A 16,746-nucleotide genomic window follows, 5' to 3' on the forward strand; every position below is an offset into this window, starting at 1 on the left:
AGGCCCTGCGAAAAAGACATGGGGCCTCCAAGAAACGCTTGTACAAGGGATGGAATATGGTGCTCGGCAAGGTCTCGCGTCTCATCGTCTCCGCATCTTTTCTTGCCCTGCTCTCTAGTTGCAATTCACTCGGTATCGGCGGCGACAGCAAGTCGGCGGCGCCGGCGCAGCCGAACGGCACGGCCCAGATCATGCCGCTCGCACCCGCCAACCCGTCCTCGAACAATCCTTCGATCGGCACGGCCACGACCGCGCAGGGCACCGTTGCCCCCGTCGTCCAGGGCGCTTGCCCGCAAATCTTCATGCGCGACCAGGATGCGATCTTCCGCACCTACGCCAAGGGCAAGAAGGACGATCCCCAGCAGATCGTCTTCCAGGCCTCCTTCGGCGATTACACCCGCCAGTGCACGCTGAATGACACGAACCTGACGATGACGGTCGTTGCCCAGTTGCGTCTCGTCGCCGGCCCGGCCGGGGCGCCAGGTTCTGTCACCCTGCCGATCCGCATCTCCGTCGTCGACGGCGACACCGTGCTTTATTCCGAAGTCACCAAATTCCCGACCGAGATCCCGCCGGGTGCGCCGGGCACGCAAGTCATCTTCCGTAAGGACGGCATTAAGATGCCCGTCGGCTCCGGCTCATTGGTGCGCGTCAATATTGGCTTCGACACCCAGCCGGCAAAATCCAAGAAAAGCAGCTAGAGCAAAGCCGACAATCACAGCGGTTCGATCGCATCGGGCAAGTTCATGACCGGGGCCGCAGCTATGTGATGTTGAAGGCCCCCGACGATCTTTCAAGACAGTTGCCGCAGGAGAATGTAACGGTGAAGCTCCAGTTGATCCGAAATGCGACCTTGAAGCTCGACTACGCCGGTCGCACGGTGCTGGTCGATCCTTATTTCGCTCCGAAGCACAGCCAGCCTTCTTTTGCCGGCCGCTCGCCGAACCCATTGGTCGAGCTTCCGCTTGGCGTCGATGAAATCCTCGCCGGCGTCGAACTGGTGATCGTTTCGCACCTGCACGAGGATCATTTCGACGAGGTGGCGATGGAGCTTGTGCCGAAGCACCTGCCGATTATCTGCCAGCCCGGCGACGAAGCGGAAATTCGCAAGGCAGGGTTCACCCAGGTCTCGCCATTGACCGACATCATCAGATGGCAAGGTCTAACGTTCACGCGCCGCGAAGGCAGCCATGGGCTTGGTCCTGTTCTCGAAGACATGGGCGCGGTCATGGGTTTCAGCCTCGAGGCAGCGGGCGAACCTTCGATCTACTGGGCTGGCGACACCGTGCTCTATCCGCCGGTCGCCGATCTCATCCGCGCGACGAGTCCTGATATCATCGTCACCCATTCCTGCGCCGCGTTTTGGAATGGCGACCTCATTGTCATGGATGCCGAGGAAACGATCGCGGTTTGCGAAATCGCCGCATCGAGCCTCGTCATTGCCACCCACATGGAGGCGCTCGATCACGCAACGATTGGCCGTGAGGATTTGCGCCGCGCGGCAGAGTCGCGCGGCATTCCTGCTTCCAGGTTGCTGATACCCGCCGACGGGGAAGTGCTGGCGCTGGGTGCGGCTGATTTCCGCGGACCAAGCGCATAACTTAAGGGGTCAAGACAGGCTCAGCGCTCTTCAGAGAACGTTGTCCCATGCCGCCAGTGCAGCGACCACGCCCGGCAGATCGTTCATGCGAGAGATCGCCGTTTCGGCGCCGGCATCGGTCAATTTGTCGGCATGGGCGGGATAGCTGTGCGAGGCACCGGTAAAGCCGATGACGCGCATGCCGGCGGCGCGCGCCGCATGCACCCCGTGCACGGAATCCTCGACCACGACAACCTTATCAGGCGAAACACCCATCTGGCTTGCGCCGTGCAGGAAGATGTCGGGCTTCGGTTTGGCGCGGTCGGCGCCGAGATCCTTGGCGGAGAAGATGTTTGGCGCAAACAGCGGCTTCAGGCCCACTTTGCCCAGCATCATGTCGAGCCGCTTGGTGCTCGAATTCGAGCAAATGCAGCGCTTCATCGGCAGTCGGGAGACTGCGAATTCGACGCCGGGAATGGCCTTGACGTCGCTTGCCAACCTGGCGTCGAGCAGCGTTTCCGACTTATCCAGCAACGAGGCCGAAAACGGGATGCTTGCCTCGCGCTCGATCTGCAACAGGATGTTGCGCCATGTCATGCCGGCGAAACGCTCGCCCATTTCCTCGACGCCGATCGGATATCCGGCCTCTGTCAGCAGCGCGGATTCGACTTCCGCCGCGATGATTTCCGAATCGACCAGAACGCCGTCGCAGTCGAAGATGATGAGGTCGAAGCCGTCCATATGTTCACGCCTTGCTGAAAGTTCGGGCTGGGAGTCTGGGTCTTGTCCGGGAATGCAGCGGCTTTACACGATGCCCGGCCAAAGCTCAACCTGATCTCAAGCATGGCTGCGATGCGGCATGCGACGGGCTCCGCGACCCCCTGCTTCACCCGGGCGACCCGACGTTCGTTCAGGCCGTTCCGAGCTGCCCCGCCACCTCGTAGCGAGCCCGGTTCAGGCTGACCATGCTTGCGATAGCCGCGCAGCCGCCTGATACGACGACCGCAAAGTTGAGTGCTGTCGACAACGGCAATGTTGCGAAAATGATCGACATCGAGATCCCACCTAGCGTTTGGCCGAGAAGCCGCGCGGTGCCTTGCATGGCGCCAGCCGCACCGCTTCTGGCCTTCGGTGCCGAGAGAAGGAGAATGCGGTTGTTCGGCGTCTGGAACAGCCCGAAACCGAGGCCGGCGATCACCGTGCCGACGAGAAATGCGATACCGCTCGGGTCGGGTGGGGTGAGGCCGGCCACCAGAAGGCCAAACGCCATCAGCGCTCCGCCGATGGCGCAAAGCCATGCCGTCTTGATGCGGTTTGCCAGACGTCCTGAAACCGGCGCAATGATCGCGGTCGCAGCCGGCCAGGCCATCATGTAGAGCCCGGCCAGAACCGGCGTCATGTGCAATGTATGTTGCAGGTAGAAGGGAAGCGCGATGGTGCTCAGCGTCTGGCCGCAGAAGCAGGCGATCGAGGCGATCACCGCCACGCGGAATGCCGGTGTCGCCAGCAGGTCCGTCGGGACGAGCGGGACGTCACTCTTCCGTTCGAGGCGCAACAGGCCGAAAAGGCAGGCGAGCGACGCCGCGATGAGGGCCGCGCCGCTGACCGGCGCGGTCGCTATCCGGTCGGCGCCTGAGAAGAACAGGATGAACATCGCCGTATTGGCCAGCAGCGACTTCGCATTCAGCTTCCGCTTCGCGCCCTCGACATGCCCGAGCAGGCCGCCGCCGAAGAGAACGACGATGCCAAGCGGTATATTGACCGCAAACAGCCAGGGCCAGCTCGTGACCGAAAGGATGGCGCCGGCAATGCCAGGGCCGGCAGCCGAAGAAATGGCAATGACCATGGCATTGATGCCGATGATCGGCCCCAGCATGTGCTGCGGCAAGGCCTGGCGCAGGTTCATCATCGCCAGCGCCATGATCGCGCCGGCGCCGAGGCCCTGGGCGAAACGAGCAAGGATCAGCAAGGGCAGATCACCCGCCAGAGCGCAGGCCGCGGAAGCCGCGGTGAACAGTGCGACGCCGATCAGGAAGACCCGCCGCGCGCCGTAGATTTCACCGAGCGCCCCACAGGGAAGAATGGCGACGAGCACGGCCAGCTGATAGGCCGAGACGACCCAGACGGTATTATCGGCTTGCGCGTGCAGCGAAAGCGCGATCGAGGGCAAGGCGACGTTGGCGATTGCGCCGTCGAGAACGACGAGAACAATGGCCAGAAGTAAGAGAGCAACAGCCAGATAGCGTCGAGGCGACGCCAGGCCGTCTTGAGCGATCGATGCGTTGTAGGTGAGGGACATGGGAACTCCTCGGTGCTTGTGCGATGACCGATCAATTAGGCTTTGTTGATCTCCTGCGCCAGACGCAACGAAATCAACAGACAGTTGCGCATGGCGCCATGCCTGATTAGACTTGCGCCATGTCCGATCTCGATTTCAATCTCCTGGTGGCGCTGGATGCGTTGCTGCGCGAGCAGAGCGTATCGGCCGCCGGCCGCCGGCTTGGCCTCAGCACATCAGCCATGAGCCGGACGCTGTCCCGCTTGAGGACGGCGCTCGGCGATCCGATCCTCGTGCCGGCCGGGCGCGGCATGGTTGCGACGCCCCATGCCCTGGCGATTGCCGAAGATGTGCATGTGTTGAAAGACGCTGTGAAAACGGTGCTGAGCCCGCCATCGACCGTGGAAATCCGGGAGATGCGGCGCCACTTCACGATCCGCGCCAACGAGGCCTTCGTGCTTCTCTACGCAGCCGACCTTAGCGCCGCCGTGACCAACGCTGCGCCGGGAATAAGGCTTCGCTTTGCGCCGAGAGCGGACAAGGATGTTCAGGCTTTGCGGGACGCGGCGGTCGATCTCGATATCGGCGTCCTGCCGCGCGACAGCGACGAGCTGCGTTGCCAGAGCCTTTTCGAGGATCGGTTCGTCGGTGTCGCCCGGGTAGGGCATCCGATCTTCGATGCAGGGATAACGGCTGAACGTTACGCCGCATTGGGCCATGTGGTCTTCTCGCCGCAAACAGACTACGTCGGTCCCGTCGACCGGGCGCTCGCCGAACTCGGCCATGAGCGGGATGTCAGACTGATCGTGCCGAGCTTTCCGGCGGTGATCGCCGTTGCGGCGGCATCCGATCTGATCGGCTCAATTCCAAAATCCTATTGCAAGTCAGCGGCGACAAGAGAGATCAGGATCTTTGACCTGCCGGTCGCTGTGCCGGGTTTCAACATCGTCCAGGCCTGGCACCCCCGCATGGATGCAGATCGCGCCCATCGCTGGCTGAGGGCGCTGATTTTCGAGACGTTCCACGCGATGAGCTGAGCGAGCGCCCGGCCAATATAAGCGCTTGCGCCCGTTTTGCCGGAATGCCCGTTTCGCTGGAGTGAGTGACCGATCGTCTTCAGGGCACAGCGTGTTTTTCAGTGAAGCCGTCAGGCCGCGAGCTGGCCACTTCGTCTGCCGTGTGCAGTTTGCGTCGAAGCTGTCGCACGAAGCTTGAACCGGGAAACGAGTTCACGCAGCTTGGCAGCTTCCTGCGCCAGCTGACCGGATGCGGCAGTCGATTGTTCGACCATCGCGGCGTTCTGCTGGGTCACCTGATCCATCGAATTGACGGCGGTATTGACTTCGGCAAGGCCGGTCGACTGCTCCCTCGCCGAGACGGCGATGGCATCCATATGCTGGTTGATGCGGGCAATCTGTTCGCTGATCGCGCTCAGAACCTGGCTGGTGTCGAGAACGAGTTTGACGCCGCTTTCCACCTCCACCGACGATTTCTGGATGTGGCCTTTGATTTCCTTTGCCGCCTGAGCCGATCTCTGGGCGAGCTCGCGGACTTCCTGGGCCACCACCGCAAAACCCTTGCCCGCCTCTCCGGCGCGGGCAGCTTCGACGCCGGCATTCAGCGCCAGCAGATTGGTCTGGAAGGCGATCTCGTCGATCACGCCGATAATGCTGGTGATCTGCTGGGATGAAGTCTCGATGCGGCGCATGGCTTCCTCGGCGTGAGACACGACCTCGGAAGATTTGGCGGCATTGCGGTTTGCATCGGTCGCTTCAGTGCGCGCCTCGTCGGTGCGCTTGCTCGAGTTCGAGACATTGGCGGTAATCTGATCGAGCGCTGCAGCGGTTTCTTCGAGGGATGCCGCCTGCTGTTCGGTTCGTTTCGACAGATCGCCGGCCCCGGATGCGATTTCCCTGGTGCCTTCGTCGATCGCGGCAATGGCCGTGGCGATGGCGCTAAGCGTCTGATCGAGCTGCCTGATCGACATGTTGAAATCATGCCGGAGGCCCTCGAAATCGGGCGCGAAGGGTTCTTCGATCTGGAATGCGAGATCGCCCGATGCAAGCCGCTTGAGGCCCGCCGCGAGGCCTGATGTCGCCGCCCGCAACCGTTCGGCGGCATCGTCGTCGGCTTGCTTGCGGGCCGTGACCCGCTCGGTTTCGCCCTGCAATCGGGCTGCCTCGGCGTCCTGCTCAAGCTGTTTGTTGGCAATCGCCGCCTGGCGAAAGACTTCGACGGCCGATGCCATCGTTCCGATTTCATCGGTGCGGCCAATGCCGGTGCAGGCAATCGCTGTGTCACCGCCGGCAAGCCGCTGCATGTCGTTGGAAAGCACGAGAATTGGCTTGGTCACCGTCTTGCGGGTCAGGAAATAAAGGCCGATGGCGAAGATCGCGGCCAAGGCCAGAAGTGCTTTCAGAGTGATATCGACCGAAGCTTTGATTTCGGCGCTATGTTTGGAAATATCGTCCGACGCAGCTGTGATCTGATCCCCGGCCTGTTCCATAGCCGTTTCCAAGACGGAGAACTGATGCATGAATTCGGGCAACGCCTTCAACGCCGCCGACGGGTCCTTGCTGGCGAGATCGACAATCTTCGTGGCGCTTTCAATATAGACAATGAGCGGACGTTCGACGTTGGCAAGGATCGCCTTGGTCTTTTCGTCTGTGGCCAGGGCCTTGTTGGCGTCGATCATCTCCCGGAACGATGCCTCGTGCTCCACCAGATCTGCCTTCACCGTTGCAGCTTCTATACCTGCGGCCGGATTGGATGACAGCATTGAAGCGAGCACGTCGGCGCGCAGCGCGTCATGCATCATGTCTGCCTGCATATGGTTGCGCAGAATTTGCGCTGACTGGGCGACGTCGGCGCTGTTTGCGGAGAGGGCGGACGCGGACCAGATGCCGACGCCCGTGGCGCCGCCGGCCAAGCCGAAAATCGCGATGCTTGCAAAGATGATTTTATGCTGGATCGACGCCATAGCGGGACTCTCACGTTAATTTAGAACTTGAGAGTATCGAAACATGCTTAATTATTTCTCAGCGCCATGTCGCTTAGTGACGCAAAAACAAAAGGTTGCAGAGGATGTTTCATTTTCGATGAAAGGTTGAGCTCTTTGTGGCCCGCGCGGATGCCGGTGCGACGATTTAGTCCCTGACATCGATGCCGATAGAGTGATCGACTTGCGCGACGAGTGCCGCGTCGTCGAGGCCAATTGCTGCTTCGCGGTCTCGGGCGTAGCATTCATGTGCACAAGGAGAGGGACCATGGGGCTTTCAGCTTTTGTCCGGCCGGCGGCAGCCGTAGTGCTTTTGTTTGCCTTCACATCCACCGACGTCATCGCCAAGGGCAACCACCGAAGCTGTGCGCAGCTGCAGGCGATGATGGATCATGGGCTGACCGGCGGAAAGCATGCCGGGGATGGGCCCGACAAGAGAGCCAAGATCGAAAAGAAGATGAGGAAGAAAGGCTGCGAGAGCCGACAGCTCGCGAGCGCCGATGGAACGTGGTCTGGCAGCAGGTGAGCCTGTTGCCGAGACGGAGAAATGCGCCTTCGTCCCACGACGACGCGACATCCCCGCAATAACCTACGCGTCGATCGGAAAAAGCCTCAAAAACTGCCGATCGCCTTCCGGAGAGAAGAGGATGGAGCGGCTTTCCGCCGTTCGCCGCGCCCAGCCTTTGTCGAGGAAGCTTAAGAGCAGGGCCTTGCCGAGGCTGCCGGCAAGATGCGCCCGTCTTTCGCTCCAGTCGAGACAGGAGCGGCAGAGTGGGCGGCGTGAGGATCCGAGGTCGCCGACATCGATGCCGATGCATTTGAGGTCGCTTTCGCCCTTTTCCGTCAGCGCCAGGCCTTCGCCGACCGCCTCGATCGAGCCGGAGGCAATCAGGCTGTCGAGCATGCGCACACCGTAATCGCCGGCAAGGTGATCGTAGCAGATGCGCGCCTTGCGCAGCGCCGGCTCCTTTGGCCCCGGCCGGTGGCGCAGATGCCCGCGTCCAGCGGCAAAGCCCATCATGCTTTCGATCAGCCGGGCGACGGCCTCGTCGGCGAGTGTGAAATAGCGGTGGCGCCCTTGCTTGCGCTGGGTCAACAGCCCGCCGACTTCGAGCTTGGCCAGATGGGTGCTCGCCGTCTGCACGGTGATACCGCCGACGCCGGCAAGCTCGGTCGCCGTCAGCGCCCTGCCGCCGGTCAGCGCCGCCAGCATGTTGGCCCGCGCCGGATCGCCGATGAGCGCGCCGATCTGCGCAATGTCGGGTCCTTCCTTCATAGTTCGATCGTAACCGAAGCATCGCCGTCGGGCAATGTGCGAAAACGGAGGGCAAGCAAAGGAGAAAACCAATGATCACCTGCTTCATCCGTTATGAGATCGACCCTTTCAAGAAGGAGGCGTTTGCCGAATATGCCCGCAACTGGGGTCAGGCGATCCCGCAGAACGGAGCCGACCTGATCGGCTATTACGGCCCGCATGAGGGATCGGCAACGACGGCTTACGGCGTCTACAACATCGAGAGCCTCGCCGCCTACGAGACCTATCGCGCCAGGCTTGCGGCCGATCCGCTCGGCCGGGAGAATTACGAATTCGCCAGACGCGAGCGTTTCATCCTGAAGGAGGACCGCATCTTTCTCAAAAATGTCTCCGCCCCTCATGCAAAGCTGGTGCTGCCATGATCGCCGTCATCTTCGAAGTTGTTCCCTATATGGGCGAACGTCACAAATATCTGGATCTCGCCGGCGAATTGCGCACCGAGCTCGAAAAGATCGACGGCTTCATCTCGATCGAGCGTTTCGAGAGCCTGACGAACCGCGGCAAGCTGCTGTCGCTTTCCTTCTTCCGCGACGAGGCGGCGGTGAAGCAATGGCGCAATGTGGAGGCGCACCGGGAAGCGCAGCAGGCCGGACGCGGCGGCATCTTTGCCGATTACCGCCTTCGGATTGCCAGCGTCGTCCGCGATTACGGTATGTTCGAACGCGACGAGGCGCCATCGGACAGCCGCAGAGTGCACGACGCCGCCTGAGCATGGACGATGTGCCGTTCTGGCAGCGGTGGCCGAATAAATTCCCGAAATCGGCCGCCGCTTCAGGCTTTGGTAACTAAGTTGCGTAACCATAACGGAGAGTTAAGCGTAGAGCGTATGAGTGAGTATCAGAATGGCATCAGTTTTTCCGCTTGCCGACCTCAAGGCTTCCGTCAAGTCGGATTCCCGGCAGGATTCCAAGCCAGGGTCTTGGGTTGACACGATCATCAAGGGCGATTGCGTCAGCGCCCTTGAAGCTTTGCCCAGCCACTCCGTCGATGTCATCTTTGCCGATCCGCCGTATAATCTCCAGCTCGGCGGAACGCTGCATCGTCCCGACCAGTCGCTGGTCGATGCCGTCGACGACGAATGGGACCAGTTCGCCTCCTTCGAGGCCTATGACGCCTTCACCCGCGCATGGTTGCTCGCCTGCCGGCGTGTGTTGAAGCCGACCGGTTCGATCTGGGTGATCGGCTCCTACCACAATATCTTCCGCGTCGGCGCCACGCTGCAGGATCTGAATTTCTGGATCCTCAACGACATCATCTGGCGCAAGACCAATCCGATGCCGAACTTCAAGGGCCGCCGCTTCCAGAACGCCCACGAGACGATGATCTGGGCAAGCCCCAACGCCAAGGCCAAGGGCTATACGTTCAACTACGATGCGATGAAGGCCGCCAATGACGACGTGCAGATGCGCTCAGACTGGCTGTTCCCGATCTGCAACGGCGGCGAGCGGCTGAAGGGCGACGACGGCAAGAAGGTGCATCCGACGCAGAAGCCGGAAGCGCTGCTGGCCCGCGTCATCATGGCGTCGACGAAGCCTGGCGATATCGTGCTCGATCCCTTCTTCGGCTCGGGAACGACGGGTGCGGTCGCCAAGCGTCTCGGCCGTCACTTCGTCGGCATCGAGCGCGAGCAGGATTACATCGATGCGGCCTCGGCCCGCATCGCCGCCGTCGAGCCGCTCGGCAAGGCGGAACTGACCGTCATGACCGGCAAGAAGGCCGAAGTCCGTGTCGCCTTCAACGTGCTTGTCGAAAGCGGCCTCATCAAGCCGGGTCAGGTTCTGACCGACGCCAAGCGCCGCTACAGCGCGATCGTGCGCGCCGACGGCACCGTGGCCTCCGGCGGCGAGGCCGGCTCCATTCATCGTCTCGGCGCCAAGGTGCAAGGTCTCGATGCATGCAACGGATGGACCTTCTGGCACTTCGAAGACGGGCAGTCCCTGCGCCCGATCGACGATCTCAGGTCCGTCATCCGCAGTGATCTGGCAAAGGTGGAGTGAGCAGCACCTCTGGCGGATCGAAATACCTTCTTCCGGTTTCCCTCCAGTTACGGAAGAAGGCCAAGGCGCCCGGAGTTCAAGCTCCGGGCGTCTTCTATTTATAAGTCGTGATAACCGGTGGCGTCTCAGAAGGCCTGATAGTCGGTGACGTCGACCCGCGTGATCTGCCCTTCCGCGTTGAAGGTGATCGTCTCCTCGCCCGTGCGGACCAGCGGCTTGCCGGTCTGGCTGTGGGTGGCGCGAAGCGACCAGACCGCACGGCCGGAGAGGGCCGTCAGCCTTTCCACCAGCGAATTTTCCGCCGTCTGATCGGGATAATCGTCGAAGTAGCGACGGAAGGCGGCCATGATCTCCGTGCGGCCGGCAAGGCTGCCGACGCCATTCGAGACATAGGTCGCGTCCTCGGCGAAATAGCCCTCGATCGTAGGAAAATCGAGGGCGTTGATCGCCGCGTGAAAGCGTTCGATTTCCTCTGCCGGGTCGAAAGCCATGGGTCTCAGACCTTCAATCCGTAACTGGCGAGATCGCTGCGCAGCTTCTCCGCACCGGTAAAGAGCACCGCATTCCAGCCGAAAGCCCTGGCGCCTTCGACATTGGCCGGCGCGTCGTCGATGAAGATCGTTGCTGCGGGATCGAGGCCGAAGCTTTTCGTATGCGTCTCGTAGATGGCGATATCCGGTTTGATCAGACCGACATCGCCGGAAACGGTAACGCCGCGCGGCTTGGTGAGGAAGGGAAAACGCTGCTGTGCCTCGCGGAAAGTATCGGAGGCGAAGTTGGTGAGCATCGTCACGTCGCGCCCTTCGGCGATCAATCCTTCCATGATCGCGACGCTGTCCTCATAGGCGTGCGGCACCATCTCGTGCCAATATTTGCGGAAGGCGCGGATATGCTCCTCACGGGCTGGGTGCGCTTCGATCAATAGCGTTTCGGCCTCCGCCCAGGTGCGGCCGCGATCCTGCTCGATGTTCCAGTCGTGGGTGCAGATATTGGCGAAAAACCAGTTGCGCTCCGTCTCGTCGGGAATGAGGCGGCTGAAGGGAAGATGCGGATCGTAGTGAACGAGGACTTTGCCGATATCGAAAACAATATGCTTTATGCCGGTGGTCATGGTCATCCTTTGGATGTTTTGAACGCGAGAGGGATAGCTGTTGCGATCGCTTTTTTCATGACGGTCGGCAAGGCCTGCGCTTCAAGATTTGTAACCGGCTCCCACCATCCGTCATTCGTGCTGATCTTGGCGGCGATCGCCGCACGCCAGATCGAAAGCCGGAGCTCGAAATGAGTGAAGACGTGGATGACGGTGCCGCAGGCCTGCCATGCCGCATCGAAGGGCGCGGCCGCAGTCGAGACCTCGCCGTCAATGCGCGCCGTCCAGGCGCTCGTCGGCACCTCGGTCATGCCGCCGAGCAGGCCGCTGTCGATGCGCCGCCGCAACAGGATTTCGCCATCGCCGGTCACGGCGATGAAGGCCGCGCCATATCGCACCGGCTTCTCCTTCTTTGCCGCCTTGACGGGAAACAGCTCGGGCTCAGAGAGCTTGAGCGCCTGACAGGCATCATCCCGGAACGGACAGAGCGAACAGGCCGGCCGTTTCGGCGTGCAGATCGTGGCACCCAGATCCATCATCGCCTGGGCGAAATCCCCGGGCCGGGCGGCGGGCGTCAGCAGTGCCACCTTTTCCTTCATCAGCGGCTTTGCGGCCGGAAGCGGCGTTGCGATCGCATAAAGCCTGGAAATTACCCGCTCGACATTGCCGTCCATGACAGCCGCCTGCCGGTTGAAGGCGATGGCGGCGACGGCCGCTGCAGTATAATCGCCGATGCCGGGCAGGGATTTGAGACCTTCTTCGGTGTTGGGAAAGACGCCGCCATGCTCTCTCGCCACCGCCTCGGCGCATTTCTTCAGGTTGCGGGCTCGCGCATAATAGCCGAGCCCCGCCCAGGCGGCCATGACCGCGTCGTTGTCAGCATCCGCAAGATCGGTGACGTGAGGCCAGCGCTCAAGAAAACGCGCGAAATAGGGTTTGACCGCCTGGACCGTCGTCTGCTGCAACATCACTTCAGAAAGCCAGACGTGATAGGGATCGGCCTTGACGCCGCGGGCCGCCATGTCGGGCGAGACCCGCCACGGCAGGTCGCGGTGGTGGCGGTCGTACCAGTCGAGGAGGGGCTTTGCCGAGGGTTTGTCGAGTGTCGTGATCGTCATGATTTGCCGCGATGCGGGGAAGTGCCTATACTTGGCGAAGCAATGCCGCGCGATCAAGTCGGCCCCGCCAATTCCCTGTGCGATTGGCAGGGGCACCCAAGGTTTTCGATGAGTTATCCACGCAAAGGTGCAAAGCAGATTTCCGAGCTGGCGAACGGGCTGATCGATCCCGTTCTTGCGCGCCGCGCCGGCATCAATACGGCTTTGCTCGGCTCGTGGAGCGAAATCGCCGGCGAGGATTTCGCCGATTGTACCCGGCCGGAAAAGATCGCCTGGGCCCGCGGCGGCAATGAGGCCGGCGGCTTCCGTCCCGGTGTGCTGACGATCGCCTGCGAAGGCGCGCGCGCGCTGTTCCTCACCCATGCCCAGGGCGAACTCATCCAGCGCATCAACAGCTTCTTCGGCTTTGCCGCCGTCCACCAGATCCGCATCGTCCAGAAGCCGGTCTATCAAGCTTCCCGCCGCTCCCGTACCCCGGCGCCGCTAAAAGGCGAAGCCGCCCGCAAGCTCGAAGGCATGATGGAAGGGATAGAGGGCGACAAGCTGCGCCAGGCGATCCAGCGTTTAGGGACCGCGGTGATGGGCAAGCGGGGGAAGCAACGCTGATGAGCAAAACGCCCAACTTGAGCGGCAACACGCTGGGGTGCCACGGCCCCACCATCTCCATATGCTTAGTTTTTTGATCCCGCTTCAACAAGCTCGCGGGTGACAGCGAATTCCGTCCTGCCGGAGATCGAGCTATAAGGTTCACACTGGGTGATCGCGTCAGCGATCAGCGGGGCTGCAGTTTTTTCCCATTCGGATGGCGGTGTGCGGAAGTTGATAGATAAAAAATCGGCAGATCCATCCTTGATTACTGCCACAACCATGAAGCTATACGCGCTCGGCGCGTCCGCAGGTAGCTTTAAACATTTAAGCATCTGATTGAAAATAATATTCCCGCTGTCTTCTGAGGCGAGCGCGGTCGTGACATTCATGGCCAAAACGACAGAGGCAATAAACACACTATAGTGAAAAGTCTTCGTCAAAGAATGCATGCAAATTACCCCTCTGAATAGGCGCAAAAAAATGGAAAACTCCATCCTTACTGCGTGAAGCCAAATGGATCACAGGAAAAAGCGTATAGCAATTCAAGGTGTGCAGTGTTCCACATATCTGAAAAAATCGCGGCTGAAGGGTAATTCCAGGGCCGTCGCTAAACGACGCCCTTCTTCAAGATGAAGTTGCCATAGGGCCGTATTTCCCCCGTCTGAACCACCGCAAAACAGGCTTCTGCAATCGGATAGTAGGCGAAACGCTCGACGGGCTTGCTCCTGATGCTGCGCTTTTCGGCCGTCGAGCAAAGCAATTCCACGTCCGCATGCACCGGCAGCAATATCCCGGCCTGATCCGGATCCTCCATGTGCATGAGCGGCTGCTCGACGAAGTGATCGAGCGGCATGACTGCCAGGATCGCTTCTATGGTCTCTGTGGCGCTGGCCGCGTTCATCGATACGAGTTTGCCGCTGACGGTCTTTTTCGACACGCGGCAGGCCGAGAAATTCTTGTCGACGATGGCGATCTCGTCGCCATGCCCCATCGCGCTCAATATCCACAAAAGATCCGGGCAAAGAATCCCGGGAATATTTTTCAATGCCATGTTCGTTCCTCCCTTTGGACTCGTATATCACCATAAATCGATGAAGAAAACGCTTGCGCAAACGTTTCGATGGCCATACGCTGATTATCACTGTTTCATTGGAGGATGAAATGGACGGCAAGCGACCCACGGGCAGCGGCTTGTTTGGGATCGGTTGAATATTCCGATTTTGTTTGGGGAGGACGCCGGGGCGACAGTCTGAGGCTGTGTGTCAGGCGTGATGGGGAGGTCTGCAATCATGGCGACAATCACGGACGTCGCACGCGCCGCGGGCGTGTCGGTCTCTACCGTTTCGCACGTCGTCAACGGCACGCGGCATGTGAACGAGGCGACGGCGGCGCTCGTCAAAGAGGCGATCAAAAATCTTGGATTCGTGCCGAACGCTGTGGCCCGGTCACTGGTGCGATCCTCGACCGATGCCGTGGGTATCGCGATTTCGATCAGCACCAACTACTATTTCAACGATATCGTCTCCTCTATCGAACGAGCTTGCGCCGCCATCGGGCAGCTCGTCTTTCTCTGCGACACGCAGAACGATCCGGCGACCGAGCTGAAGCTGGTCCGCGAACTGGTCCAGCGGCGGGTGGATGGGGTGATTCTAGCTCCATCAAGTGATCCGGAAAACCGCGCTATCAACTATCTCAAATCGTCTCGCATGCCCTTCGTGCTCGTCGATCGTCTGACGGTCGAGGATGCGGACGGGGTCTGCCTGGACAACGAGGCAGCGATGGAAACGCTGATCGACCACCTTGCGAGCCACGGTCATCGCCGCATCGGCCTCATCGCCGGTGAGCCGGGGCTGCGTTCCACGATCGAACGCGTGCGCGGATATGTCGGCGCCATGCGCAAGCACGGGCTCGAGATCGATCGCAGTTTGATGAGCGAAGGCAATGCGAACAGCGCGGATGCCCGCCAATCGGCGCTTGAGATCCTAAGCAGGGCGGACCGGCCGACGGCGATCGCCTCGGGCAACAACCTGGCCACAATCGGCGTCATGCGCGCGGTGCGCGACCTTGGATTGCGCATCTCCGAGGATCTGGCGCTGATCGGCTTTGACGACTTTGACTGGGCCGACTGTTTCGAGCCGCGGCTGACCGTCATGGCGCAGCCAAGCGAGATGATCGGCATGCAGGCTGCGGAAATGCTGTCCAGGCGGATCAAATCGAGCACGGAGAATGTGCGGCAGGTCCGCCTGCCGGCAAAATTGGTAATTCGCCGCTCCTGCGGCTGCGGAGGACATTGAAATGACGTCGGCACTGGCTCTCGCTGGGATCACCAAATCCTTTCCGGGCGTGCGCGCGCTGAAGGGCGTGTCGTTTTCTCTGCAGCCCGGAGAAATCAGGGCGTTGGTGGGGGAGAACGGAGCCGGAAAATCGACGCTGATGAAGATCCTTTCAGGCGCCTATTCGGCCGACGAGGGGCGCATCGAGCTTTTTGGCGAACAGGTTCTCGATCCGACGCCGGCCGGGATGATCGCGCGCGGCGTCGCGGTCATCTATCAGGAACTTGCGCAGGCGCCGCACCTGACGGTCGCTGAAAACGTTCTGATGGGGCGATTGCCACGCAAGGGTGCCCTGATCGACTGGGGCGAAGCAAAGCGTCGGACCATCGAGGTTGTCGACCGGCTCGGTTTCGATGTCGATCCAACCGCTCGGATCGGAACGCTCTCGGTTGCCAAGCGCCAGATGGTGGAGATTGCCAAGGCGCTGGCGCGCGATGCGAAAATCATCGTTCTCGACGAGCCGTCGGCCGTGTTGGCGCAGGCGGAGATCGACCAGCTGTTCCGGGTCGTCCGGCAGCTGGCTCGTGATAGCGGCGTTGCCTTCGTCTATATCTCGCATCGCCTGCGTGAAGTTTTCGAACTGAGCGACACGGTCACCATTCTGCGCGACGGCACGGTCATCCACAACGGACCCTCCAATGGCCTGACGACGAACGACCTGATTCGCAGCATGGTGGGAAGGGAAGTGGGCGACGTCTTTCCCAAGCGCGCACCCCGGATCGGCGAGGAAGCCCTGTCCGCCAAGGGCATCTCGACGCCAGCGCTGCTCAAAAACGTCAGCATTCATGTTCGAAAAGGCGAGATCGTCGGTCTTTTCGGGCTGGCGGGCGCCGGCCGCACGGAGCTTCTGCGCGCCATTTACGGCGCTGACCCGCGTGGTGCCGGCGAGGTCAGCATCAACGGCGCGATGGCGAGCATCGGTTCGCCGCGCGCCGGTATCTCCAAGGGGCTCGGTCTCGTGCCGGAAGACCGCAAGACAGAGGGCCTCTTCCTGATTCAGAGCGTCGGCTTCAACATCATGTCGGCCAGCCTCGCGCAGATCGTCCGTTTCGGGCTTCTGTCTCTTCGCCGCGAACGCAAGATAGTGAGCGGTCTGATCGAGCGCCTGCGGATCAGGACGCCGAACGCCGCAGCGGCGACGCAGAACCTTTCGGGCGGCAATCAGCAGAAATGTGTGCTGGCGAGGCTCGTCAGCGCCGGGTGCGAGATCCTGCTGGCCGACGAGCCCACACGCGGTGTCGATGTGGGGGCCAAGCGCGAGATTTACGACCTGCTGGTCGAACTGGCGGAAGCCCGCGGACTGGCGATCGTCATCGCCTCTTCCGAATTGCCGGAAATCCTCGGCCTGTGCGACCGGCTCTACGTTTTGAGAGAGGGCGAAGTTACGGCTGAACTCGACGCGCGCACTGCAACCGAAGAACAAGTCATGCACTTCGCGGCACTACATTAA

At 61.1% G+C, this 16,746-nt stretch carries 19 protein-coding genes; 10 read left to right on the plus strand and 9 right to left on the minus strand.

From position 1 onward, the window contains the following. The first annotated feature begins 56 nt into the window (after positions 1–56). Together EFQ99_RS07945 and EFQ99_RS07950 are read left to right on the plus strand one after the other, a co-directional pair. Complete coding sequence (locus tag EFQ99_RS07945; RefSeq protein ID WP_126920470.1) at positions 57–701, plus strand: hypothetical protein; 645 nt, start codon at positions 57–59, stop codon at positions 699–701. Between the two features lie 122 nt (positions 702–823). Further along, a complete protein-coding gene (locus tag EFQ99_RS07950) occupies positions 824–1,600 on the plus strand; it encodes an MBL fold metallo-hydrolase (protein ID WP_126920864.1) in 777 nt (258 codons plus the stop codon). A gap of 30 nt (positions 1,601–1,630) precedes the next feature. On the opposite strand, the gene EFQ99_RS07955 is transcribed toward EFQ99_RS07950, so the two are convergent. Beyond that, positions 1,631–2,320 carry an HAD family hydrolase gene (locus EFQ99_RS07955; protein ID WP_126920472.1) on the minus strand — a complete coding sequence of 230 codons (690 nt, stop codon included), beginning with the start codon at positions 2,318–2,320 and terminating at the stop codon, positions 1,631–1,633. 169 nt (positions 2,321–2,489) lie between these two features. Beyond that, entirely contained in the window at positions 2,490–3,878 is a 1,389-nt protein-coding gene (locus tag EFQ99_RS07960) for an MFS transporter (RefSeq protein WP_208722730.1), read from the minus strand. 119 nt (positions 3,879–3,997) lie between these two features. Between EFQ99_RS07960 and EFQ99_RS07965 the strand changes: the two genes are divergently transcribed. Continuing rightward, the gene (locus EFQ99_RS07965; RefSeq protein ID WP_126920474.1) at positions 3,998–4,894 is read left to right on the plus strand and encodes a LysR family transcriptional regulator; all 897 of its coding nucleotides are present in this window, start codon (positions 3,998–4,000) and stop codon (positions 4,892–4,894) included. 110 nt (positions 4,895–5,004) lie between these two features. Here EFQ99_RS07965 and EFQ99_RS07970 read toward each other — a convergent pair whose 3' ends face one another. Next, on the minus strand, positions 5,005–6,837 hold the full coding sequence (locus tag EFQ99_RS07970) for a methyl-accepting chemotaxis protein (RefSeq protein WP_126920476.1): 1,833 nt from the start codon (positions 6,835–6,837) through the stop codon (positions 5,005–5,007). A gap of 286 nt (positions 6,838–7,123) precedes the next feature. Between EFQ99_RS07970 and EFQ99_RS07975 the strand changes: the two genes are divergently transcribed. Further along, the gene (locus tag EFQ99_RS07975; protein ID WP_126920479.1) at positions 7,124–7,381 is read left to right on the plus strand and encodes a hypothetical protein; all 258 of its coding nucleotides are present in this window, start codon (positions 7,124–7,126) and stop codon (positions 7,379–7,381) included. 63 nt (positions 7,382–7,444) lie between these two features. Here EFQ99_RS07975 and EFQ99_RS07980 read toward each other — a convergent pair whose 3' ends face one another. Then, positions 7,445–8,131: an ArsR/SmtB family transcription factor gene (locus EFQ99_RS07980; protein ID WP_126920481.1), complete on the minus strand. Its 687-nt coding sequence runs from the start codon at positions 8,129–8,131 to the stop codon at positions 7,445–7,447. A 71-nt stretch (positions 8,132–8,202) separates the two neighbouring features. Here EFQ99_RS07980 and EFQ99_RS07985 point away from each other — a divergent pair, with 71 nt between their 5' ends. The 3 genes from EFQ99_RS07985 (at position 8,203) to EFQ99_RS07995 (ending at position 10,167) form a co-directional block, all read left to right on the plus strand. Beyond that, entirely contained in the window at positions 8,203–8,532 is a 330-nt protein-coding gene (locus EFQ99_RS07985) for an NIPSNAP family protein (protein WP_126920483.1), read from the plus strand. Then, entirely contained in the window at positions 8,529–8,879 is a 351-nt protein-coding gene (locus EFQ99_RS07990) for an antibiotic biosynthesis monooxygenase family protein (protein ID WP_126920485.1), read from the plus strand. The genes EFQ99_RS07985 and EFQ99_RS07990 overlap by 4 nt, the downstream gene beginning before the upstream one ends. A gap of 133 nt (positions 8,880–9,012) precedes the next feature. Next, complete coding sequence (locus EFQ99_RS07995; RefSeq protein WP_126920487.1) at positions 9,013–10,167, plus strand: site-specific DNA-methyltransferase; 1,155 nt, start codon at positions 9,013–9,015, stop codon at positions 10,165–10,167. Between the two features lie 125 nt (positions 10,168–10,292). On the opposite strand, the gene EFQ99_RS08000 is transcribed toward EFQ99_RS07995, so the two are convergent. Genes EFQ99_RS08000 through mutY form a run of 3 tightly spaced genes read right to left on the minus strand, consistent with a single transcriptional unit; the run spans position 10,293 to position 12,375 of the window. Then, entirely contained in the window at positions 10,293–10,658 is a 366-nt protein-coding gene (locus EFQ99_RS08000; protein WP_126920489.1) for a nuclear transport factor 2 family protein, read from the minus strand. A 5-nt stretch (positions 10,659–10,663) separates the two neighbouring features. Continuing rightward, positions 10,664–11,278, minus strand: coding sequence for an HAD family hydrolase (locus EFQ99_RS08005; RefSeq protein ID WP_126920491.1), 615 nt, complete (start codon positions 11,276–11,278; stop codon positions 10,664–10,666). Between the two features lie 2 nt (positions 11,279–11,280). Continuing rightward, positions 11,281–12,375: an A/G-specific adenine glycosylase gene (mutY, locus tag EFQ99_RS08010; protein WP_126920493.1), complete on the minus strand. Its 1,095-nt coding sequence runs from the start codon at positions 12,373–12,375 to the stop codon at positions 11,281–11,283. Positions 12,376–12,483: 108 nt separating this feature from the next. Between mutY and EFQ99_RS08015 the strand changes: the two genes are divergently transcribed. Then, positions 12,484–12,981, plus strand: a complete 498-nt coding sequence (locus EFQ99_RS08015; protein WP_126920495.1) for a DUF721 domain-containing protein — start codon at positions 12,484–12,486, stop codon at positions 12,979–12,981. Positions 12,982–13,046: 65 nt separating this feature from the next. Here the strand turns inward: EFQ99_RS08015 and EFQ99_RS08020 are convergent, their stop codons facing one another. Beyond that, complete coding sequence (locus tag EFQ99_RS08020) at positions 13,047–13,412, minus strand: hypothetical protein (RefSeq protein ID WP_126920496.1); 366 nt, start codon at positions 13,410–13,412, stop codon at positions 13,047–13,049. A gap of 158 nt (positions 13,413–13,570) precedes the next feature. Beyond that, positions 13,571–14,014, minus strand: coding sequence for an RbsD/FucU family protein (locus tag EFQ99_RS08025; RefSeq protein ID WP_126920498.1), 444 nt, complete (start codon positions 14,012–14,014; stop codon positions 13,571–13,573). A gap of 238 nt (positions 14,015–14,252) precedes the next feature. Here EFQ99_RS08025 and EFQ99_RS08030 point away from each other — a divergent pair, with 238 nt between their 5' ends. Together EFQ99_RS08030 and EFQ99_RS08035 are read left to right on the plus strand one after the other, a co-directional pair. Then, on the plus strand, positions 14,253–15,257 hold the full coding sequence (locus tag EFQ99_RS08030; RefSeq protein WP_126920500.1) for a LacI family DNA-binding transcriptional regulator: 1,005 nt from the start codon (positions 14,253–14,255) through the stop codon (positions 15,255–15,257). A 1-nt stretch (position 15,258) separates the two neighbouring features. Then, a complete protein-coding gene (locus EFQ99_RS08035) occupies positions 15,259–16,746 on the plus strand; it encodes a sugar ABC transporter ATP-binding protein (protein WP_126920502.1) in 1,488 nt (495 codons plus the stop codon).

It is taken from the genome of Rhizobium vallis (assembly GCF_003985155.1).
GTDB classification, from domain to species: Bacteria; Pseudomonadota; Alphaproteobacteria; order Rhizobiales; family Rhizobiaceae; genus Rhizobium; species Rhizobium vallis.